Below are 6093 nucleotides of genomic sequence, written 5' to 3'. Positions count from 1 at the left end.
GCGATACCCTCAATGGCTGGCTGGCAGCCGAAATCGGCCACATTCCACGACGCGGTGAGCGTTTCGAAAGCCAGGGGCTGGCGTTCACGGTCGTGGGTGCCGACGGCAAGCGCGCCCGCTGGCTGCACGTCCAGCGCCTCGAGTCGCCGAATTCCTCTCACTCTACCCACGACGATGCGGCCTGAGTTGGGCGCCCGGTGGCGGCGCCGAGTTCTGATTCTGCTCGCCGGGGCTGCCAGCGCACTGAGCTTCGCGCCGGGCCCGCTGCCTGCGTGGCTGCTGCCCTTCGTGCAGATCGTGACCTTGTCGTTTCTGGTGGCTCAGACGTTGAGCGCCGCGAATCCACGGCAAGCCGCCCTCAGCGGCTGGCTCTTTGCGACCGCGCAATTTGCCGTGGGCGTGTACTGGCTGACAATCAGCATGCACCAATATGGTGGCCTCGCGCTACCCCTGGCCATTGCTGCCCTCCTGATCTTCTCGGCAGCCATGGCGCTCTACGCGGCGGCGGCCTGCGCCCTGTGTGCCTGGCTGTGCGCCCACACGCGCCAACCCGAGCAACCGGCCCCACGACAGATCCTCAATGCACTTATCTGGGCCTCATCGTGGACGCTCTTCGAGTGGTTGCGGGGCACCTTGTTCACGGGCTTTACCTGGTTGAACATCGGCTATGCCCACGCGGAGGGCATGCTGGCCGCCTGGGCGCCCGTGGTCGGCGTCTACGGTGTCGCCTGGCTGGCCGCATTCGCAGCCGCCGCCATTGCCCTCATGGCGCGTGCCAAGGACAGCCCGCCCTACGACCGCAGCGCAGCCTCTGTGGTCGTTCTGGCCTTGGCCAGCGGCCTGATCGGCATTGCAGGCGCCCACGTGGAGTGGGCGGCACCTGAGGGCGCCACCCTGATGGTGCGCCTCGTTCAACCCGCGACACCTCAATCCGAAAAATTCGACCCCCAGCAATTCAATCGAACCGTCACAGAAGCGCTGCACCTGGCAGACCTGCCAGCCAAAGACGAGGCGGGCCATCCGGACCTCATCGTGCTGCCTGAGACCGTCATGCCGATTTTTCAGGACCAGATTCCGGGCCGTATCTGGCAACAGTGGCAAGATGTCGCCAAAAATCAGCAAGCCACCCTTATATTAGGCGTGCCGTTGCATACACAGACGGTCGACGGCAACCGCTACACCAACGGTGCCATTGCCCTGAAGCCGGATGAATCCCTTGCGCCAGGCGCCCCCCAACCCTGGCATTACGACAAACATCACCTGGTACCTTTCGGGGAGTTCATCCCTCCAGGGTTTCACTGGTTCGTACACGCGCTGCAGATCCCCTTGGGCGATTTCAATCGAGGGCCCTTGATCCAACCGCTGCTTCAGGTCGATGGGCAGGCTATCGCCCTGGACATTTGCTACGAAGATACTTTCGGCGAAGAAATTGCAGCCCAAGTGGCCCCACGAACGGACGGAAGCTCAGGCGCCAACCTGCTGGTCAACATCAGCAACCTGGGTTGGTTCGGACATTCCTGGGCCCTACGTCAACACCTGTGGATGGCACGTATGCGTGCACTGGAGACAGCGCGCCCGCTGATTGCAGCCACCAATACCGGAATCACGGCTGTCATCTCCCCTGACGGTCAGGTACGCGGCGCCCTCGACCCTGCAACACCCGGAGTACTGGACGCCGAGGTGCGCGGAACCCAAGGCCTGACCCCTTACGTTCGCTGGCGCAACACTCCCATCCTGGTCTGGCTGGCACTGTGCCTGCTGGCAGGCCTGCTGAAAAGACGCAAGGCCCGTTAAGGATGCTGCGTGGGGTGGCGCGCACCCGAACGCAGCCGCTGCTCAAACACAGCGTGCTCCAGGGGCGCATCGAGCCAGAAACCCTGGCCTGCGTCACAACCCACCTTGACGAGAAATTCGTACTGGTCGCGCGTGGCAATGCCTTCCGCGATCACTGAAAGACCCAGGCGATGCGCCAGAGCAATGACCGACTCGTATACGGCCATTGCCTGCTCGCTGGCCAGCAGCCGCTCGGTGGCCTCGCGCTCGAGTTTGAGCGTCTCAAAGGCCTGGTGCGGCAGCGCCAGCAGCGCGGACATCCCCAGCGTGACCGCACCGACGCTAAAGCGCATGCCTGCTTCGCTCATGCGTCGAAGACGGGACCGTACCTCGACATCCATGTTGAGAAACAGATGCTCGCTGCATTCCAACGAAAAAGCATCCGCTGACAGACCATGGGATCGCAATAGCCCGAGTACCGATTGCAGATCGATTTGATCTTCTGCCAGTTGGCTGGGAGAGACGTTCATCGTCAAGCGCAGGTCGGGTGCCACGGCCCGCCACTGCGCCAGTTGCTGCGCCGCCTCGGCAAAAACCCAGTCGCTGAGTGGCCTGATCAAATGGCGCTCCTCGGCAAACGGGATGAAGTCCAACGGGCTGACGATGCCAAGTTCTGGATGACGCCAGCGCAGCAGAATTTCTGCACGCTCGATCTTGCCGGTATTCAAGGAATAAATGGGCTGGTACAGCAGGAAGAACTGGCCCGCTGCAATCGCCTGTGGCAAGGCATACTGCAGGTCGCGCTGAATGCGCACCCGATCACGCATGTGCACGTCAAAATAGCGGTAACGGTTGCGGCCTGCGCCTTTGGCCACATACATGGCCATGTCCACGTTGCGCAGGAGCGACTCAGCGCCCACTGCATCCTGTGGGTACAGAGCTACTCCCAGACTGGCGGACACTTGCACCTTCTTGCCATTGAGCTCATAAGGGCTGGCAATGCAATCCAGCACCTGCTGGCACAAGGTGTCTATCTGGGCGCGATCAGGCATACCACAAGCGATCATGACGAATTCGTCTCCACCCAAGCGTGCGACGAAGCACGAATCGTCCACCGCACAACCGCGCAAACGACCTGCGGCCTCGACCAGCAACTGATCACCGACAGCATGCCCCATGGAGTCGTTGACTTCCTTGAAGAGATCGAGATCCAGAAACAGCAGCGCCAAAGCGCTCTGCTCCTGATCGGCCGTCGCCACCGCGGTCTGCAGCCGTTCATTGAAATATTGCCGATTGGGAAGACCCGTGAGCGGATCATGGTGGGCCTGATGCCAGATCTCGGCCTCACCCTGCTTCTTCTGAGTCACATCGCCCAGCATGGCCACGCGACAATTGACCGAGCCATCGTGATTCCAGGCTGTATCGATGACGACACGCTCGGCGTACTCTTCACCCGTCTTTCGGCGACCCCAATATTCACCGGCCCAACGGCCCTTGGTATTGATGGCATGCCACATGTCATCGTAAAAATCGCGATTGTGCCGTCCAGGGCGCAACAGCGGCAGGACTTCGCCGGCAATTTCGTCCGTCCAATAGCCGGTCATTCGAGAATAGGCGGGATTTACGTCAATGACGACGCCGGAAGCATCGGTGATGGCAATGGCCTCGCTGCTGTTTTCGTAGGCAATCGACGACAGCTGCGCAGACGATTCTGCTCGTTTGCGCTCCGTCACGTCCTGCACCAATCCGACCAAGGCAACCTTGCCATCCACGAGAATCGCGGTTCCGAAGACCTCGATGTCGATCACTGTCCCATCTTTGCACCGCCCGTGGCGCTCGAAGCGCAAAGTGCCATCACGGCGGGCATGGCTTGCCTTGATGGCCTCGGACACAAGATAGCGCTCACGCGGCACAATCAGGCTCAGAAGCGGCATGCCACCCGCCATCTCGCCCGCGTCATAGCCGAATATCTCGGCCATTTTCTCGCTCACGAAATTCAGGCGCTCGGCTTCGGCCAGAAAGATCCCCACCAGGGAATTCAACGCCAGGCCCTGGAAGATGATGTCTGATCGTTCGAGCCCTGCCTGCTCCTCGCGAACCTGTTCTCGGAGCACCCGCAATTGCTCGGCACCCGCGTCAAACGCCTGGCCGATATCGCGCAAGTCCCCCAGCCCGAGCCCGTGAATGCGGCCCGCAGGCCGCCCGTTGATCCAGGCCTCTGCGGCATCGCGCAATTCGGCCAAAGGCCGTACGAAACGCCGCTGTATCCACACGAAAGTGAGCAGCAGCACCAGCAGATCGACCAGGGTGAGGACCAACCCCTGAAACAGAGCCCGATCCTGATGGGACCGCAACTGCGCATTGAGAATGTTCGACGCCGATGTGAGTGCATCCAGGAACGCTGCGGCGTCGTCTGCCAGCCACTGCCGCTGAATGAGGCGCGATTCTGCAGAAGAAGTGCCCGCTCCCTGTGGCGTGGCGCTGTAAGAAGCCAGGACGACCGCCTGAAGATGACCTTTCAAGGCCACCCATTGACGGCGAATCTGCGGCAGCGCATCGCGCGCGGCGGGAAGCGACAGAGGAGGCACCTCGATGCCCGACACCACGCCCCCACGGTCCAGCGCCCGCAGCACGCTGTCGGTTTCATCGACATTCTGGCTGAGCTTGGCCGTCTGAATGTATGAGCCATCCGCCAAACGCATGGCCTGTACCGCCAGGCTCTGGCTGAGAATACGGGCATGATCCAGCGTCGCCTCCTGACGCACGGCCCCTTCGTAGCGAGACAGCAGCGAATACAGGACTACCGCATTACCCAGCACAAACACCAACATGGCCAGAAAAAATACGGCCGATACCACCCCAAGCCTGGACGCCCTGCGCCAGAACCATTGAGGCAATCGCAAAGATCGTGCGTTCATGCAGCGTCCGTCCAGGTAATCGGTAGAACAGGCAAGGACTGAGTGCCCCCCCGAAAGACACCCACCCAAGGCGCCTATATTAGCGGAAGGGACTGCATCCCATATGCCCGAAATGTGCTCGTGAAAGGCTGCATCCTGTCGTCTCGAACGACAGGGGTCGAAGACGCTGCCGCTCAAGCCCACCTTCGCGGTCAATCCAACAAGAAAAAAGCCTGATAATTCTTCGAATTATCAGGCTTTTTGAATCGTTGGCGGAGCGGACGGGACTCGAACCCGCGACCCCCGGCGTGACAGGCCGGTATTCTAACCAACTGAACTACCACTCCACATTCCAGGTCACCCTGGCGTCCCCTAGGGGATTCGAACCCCTGTACTCACCGTGAAAGGGTGATGTCCTAGGCCTCTAGACGAAGGGGACCGGACATTCAATGATGGAAACTTGGTGGAGGTAAGCGGGATCGAACCGCTGACCTCTTGCATGCCATGCAAGCGCTCTCCCAGCTGAGCTATACCCCCCAGACAGCTTCTCCATCACTGAAGAAGCGAAATTATGCATGAATTCTTTTTCACGTGCAAGTTGACGCTCCAATGGTTCACACTCCTCCGGCCCCTGGAAAAGACCGTCCGGCCCAGCCTCTTTTTGTCTTGGACGATCGAGCCAGAAGAAGGCCTGCAGCGATTGCCCGTTTGCAAATCAATTTGTCACACATATGACCCTTCTACACATATATGATGACTGCTGCCGCTACACGCCGCCTGCAGGGCGTCCACGCCCAATATCATCGGACCGTGGCCAGGCGCGGCCGAAGAGGCAGATCGTCCGACATCGGACAAAACAGCGGCCATCGTACGTATCGTTTCGATTGTCCACACTTATATCTGCTCACAAATCCTGTTGCAGGCGTAAACTCTGGCTGGAGTTTTGCCTGATACAGGGGGTCAAAATGATTCATTCATTGACCACTACTTGCGCAGTCGGGGGGCGAACGTGATCACGATCATCGCCGTCGAGCCCAATGCACTGCTCAGGCTGGGGATCCAGCAACTGTTCCAGGAATGTTCGACGGAAGTCTCCTGCGATGGCGTGGACTACGCGCAGCTTTTCAACGGCGGCACAGCAACCACGCCGACGGATCTGATGCTTTTGTCGGCACCCGACACCTACGAACAAACGGCTGAGCTCATCCAGGCTGGCCAGAAGGCCTACAACCCCGGACGGATCCTGCTGCTCTTCGAGCCGGCCCACCCGCCCTTCACCCTTCGCAGCCTGTCGCCCAGATTGGTCGGTTACGTCTCGAAACGCGCCCCGACAGCCATGCTGACCGCCGCCATCAACCTGGTGCTGGCGGGCGGCAGCTGCTTTCCGAACCCGGACACTCCGCAACGACAGGAGGTCCCCCCT

Annotated in this window: 3 protein-coding genes, 3 tRNA genes and 1 pseudogene; 3 read left to right on the top strand and 4 right to left on the bottom strand. The window is 60.5% G+C overall.

Features of this window, described 5'->3' with window-relative positions; translation table 11 throughout:
* The coding region (locus VF285_RS05800) for a transporter associated domain-containing protein (protein ID WP_346951678.1) at nt 1–185 on the top strand (185 nt) is incomplete at its 5' end.
* A complete protein-coding gene (gene lnt, locus VF285_RS05795; RefSeq protein ID WP_346951677.1) occupies nt 175–1794 on the top strand; it encodes an apolipoprotein N-acyltransferase in 1620 nt (539 codons plus the stop codon). The genes VF285_RS05800 and lnt, both read left to right, overlap by 11 nt.
* On the opposite strand, the gene VF285_RS05790 is transcribed toward lnt, so the two are convergent.
* From VF285_RS05790 to VF285_RS05775, 4 genes are all read right to left on the bottom strand, one after another.
* Complete coding sequence (locus tag VF285_RS05790; protein ID WP_346951676.1) at nt 1791–4691, bottom strand: EAL domain-containing protein; 2901 nt, start codon at nt 4689–4691, stop codon at nt 1791–1793. The two genes, lnt and VF285_RS05790, sit on opposite strands and share 4 nt — an antisense overlap.
* 249 nt (nt 4692–4940) lie before the next feature.
* Nucleotides 4941–5017, bottom strand: a tRNA-Asp gene (locus VF285_RS05785).
* A 16-nt stretch (nt 5018–5033) separates the two neighbouring features.
* Nucleotides 5034–5109 (bottom strand) — tRNA-Glu (locus tag VF285_RS05780).
* 22 nt (nt 5110–5131) lie between these two features.
* Nucleotides 5132–5207 (bottom strand) — tRNA-Ala (locus tag VF285_RS05775).
* 472 nt (nt 5208–5679) lie between these two features.
* Here VF285_RS05775 and VF285_RS05770 point away from each other — a divergent pair.
* Nucleotides 5680–6093 (top strand): annotated as a pseudogene (locus VF285_RS05770) (hypothetical protein); the annotation flags it as partial.

The organism is Castellaniella sp., from assembly GCF_036379515.1.
GTDB lineage: Bacteria > Pseudomonadota > Gammaproteobacteria > Burkholderiales > Burkholderiaceae_B > Castellaniella.
The sequence above is the reverse complement of the archived record's forward strand: the minus strand, read 5'-3'. Positions and strand labels throughout refer to the sequence as shown.